Source organism: Streptococcus mitis (assembly GCF_047465045.1).
Lineage (GTDB): Bacteria > Bacillota > Bacilli > Lactobacillales > Streptococcaceae > Streptococcus > Streptococcus mitis_DT.
Map to the genome: position 1 here is coordinate 1 of NZ_JASHAR010000040.1, position 1,997 is coordinate 1,997.

4 protein-coding genes are annotated in these 1,997 nt (G+C 35.5%); all 4 read left to right on the forward strand.

Annotated elements, in window-relative coordinates; all coding sequences use genetic code 11:
• On the forward strand, nt 1–183 hold a 183-nt coding region (locus tag QM409_RS10675), incomplete at its 5' end, for a hypothetical protein (protein WP_414305726.1).
• Nucleotides 184–242: 59 nt separating this feature from the next.
• Nucleotides 243–695 carry an NUDIX hydrolase gene (locus QM409_RS10680; RefSeq protein ID WP_261085964.1) on the forward strand — a complete coding sequence of 151 codons (453 nt, stop codon included), beginning with the start codon at nt 243–245 and terminating at the stop codon, nt 693–695.
• A gap of 58 nt (nt 696–753) precedes the next feature.
• Complete coding sequence (locus tag QM409_RS10685; protein WP_000767189.1) at nt 754–1,053, forward strand: DUF1827 family protein; 300 nt, start codon at nt 754–756, stop codon at nt 1,051–1,053.
• A 133-nt stretch (nt 1,054–1,186) separates the two neighbouring features.
• Nucleotides 1,187–1,822, forward strand: coding sequence for a GNAT family N-acetyltransferase (locus tag QM409_RS10690; protein WP_414305727.1), 636 nt, complete (start codon nt 1,187–1,189; stop codon nt 1,820–1,822).
• Nucleotides 1,823–1,997: the final 175 nt, after the last annotated feature.

Here is a 1,997-nt window from a genome sequence, read left to right on the forward strand (position 1 = left end):
TTGTTTGATTTGTGTTATAGTGAATATGCATGGGATAGCCTTTCTAAATGGTTTATTGTGCAATTCTATTTTACCAAGACTATCGTAACCATGCAAAAAAGCAACGGCAAATCCGTTGCTTTTTTTGGAAATAAGGGACTATTGTCCCAGACTCTTTTTACTAAAATAACTATAAATTCTTGACAGCTCGGCCTTTGTCCATTAAGATAATAATAAAGATAATAGATAATGAGGAAAATGCAATGTCAAACCCAACTTTTGGAGAAAAAAAAGCGAATACAGACTATGTTGCACGCTATGGAGTGTATGCAGTTATCCCTGACGCTGAACAAAAACAAATTGTTCTTGTTCAAGCACCTAATGGGGCTTGGTTCTTACCAGGTGGCGAAATTGAAGCAGGTGAAAATCATCAGGAGGCCCTAAAACGTGAGTTGATTGAAGAACTTGGATTCACAGCTGAAATTGGTACCTATTATGGACAAGCTGATGAATATTTCTACTCTCGTCACCGTGATACCTACTACTACAATCCTGCCTACCTTTATGAAGCGACCTCTTTCAAAGAAGTTCAAAAACCACTAGAAGACTTTAATCATATTGCCTGGTTCCCTATTGACGAGGCTATTGAAAACCTCAAACGTGGTAGCCATAAATGGGCCATCCAATCTTGGAAAAAACAGCATAAGATTGACTAAATCAAGCTACTTTATTTAAAAAGTGCTATAATAGAATTAGAAAATCGGAGGAAATGTTATGAAGCTAATCAATACGACAAACTCACACTCGCAACTTGTTAAAAGCCAGCTAGAAAGTACAGATGCAACTCTTGTTGAGGTTTATTCTGCTGGAAATACTGATGTTATTTTTACCCAAGCTCCGCTTCACTATGAAATCCTCATCTCAAACAAACACCGCGCTATCCGCGAACCTGAAATCGAAGCTATTCAAGAATTTTTCTTGAAACGTAAAATTGATAAGGACTCTATTGATGAGGCCAATATCAAAACCCTCTATTCAGAAAAATTAATTGGAATTTCAATTCCGACCAAATAAAATCTTGGAGAGATTTGAAAGCTATTGAACCTTATAGCACAGAGTTGGGTTCTAACTTGCTTTTTAAATCATCTCCATTTTTTATCTTGAAATCCTATCATTCATGGTTTTATGGCTAACAAAGGAGACAAGCATGGGAGACATGATATATCGAGAGGCAAGACTTGAAGAATACGAAAAAATTGGAAAACTATTAGCCAAGTCTTTTCTTGACTATCCCTTTTTAACGATTATAACTGATAATTTAAAGAAACCTGATTCCTATTCTACGTTTGTAGAAGCGATGCAAACAATGCTTACCAGAGTCTATATTCAAAAAGGAAACTGTTTAGTTGCGGAACAAGATGGAGAATTACTAGCAGTCGCCCTTTTGCAACAAAAGGATTTCTGTATACTATCCTATCTTCGAAATGGCGGAACAAACATTTTTCGCTACATTCGACCACGAAATCTTTTTAAATACTTTGACTTTGTAAAACGTTCCAAAAAGCACTTAGAACAAGCAGGAGAGTTTGATTGGTATTTGATGGCTTTAGCTGTCAATATAGAAAGTAAGGGACAGGGAATAGGCAGTACATTTTTGAAACAAGGAATTGAACCCTATGTCAAATCAAAAGGCTGTAAACACTTAGGTTTCATTACCAGCACAGCAAGAAATACCTCATTCTACGAAAAAAACGATTATGAATTACTAGATTTTATAGAGCTTGAATACGGATCAAAATCAATTGGTAACTGGGCATTTTTAAAAACAATGAATAAATCGTAACCGCCCAGCAATTAGTTAAGATTAGCAAAACAAAGATAATTCATATTTATAAAGAACCTGAGACAAAATAGTTCACAGCCACAAAAAAGCTAGAGATTTCCAATAGCGGAACTCTAGCTTTTTAATTTTGAGTCGTTCTCTTATTGTATTTGAGGAGTTTATTGGCCATAAGTAT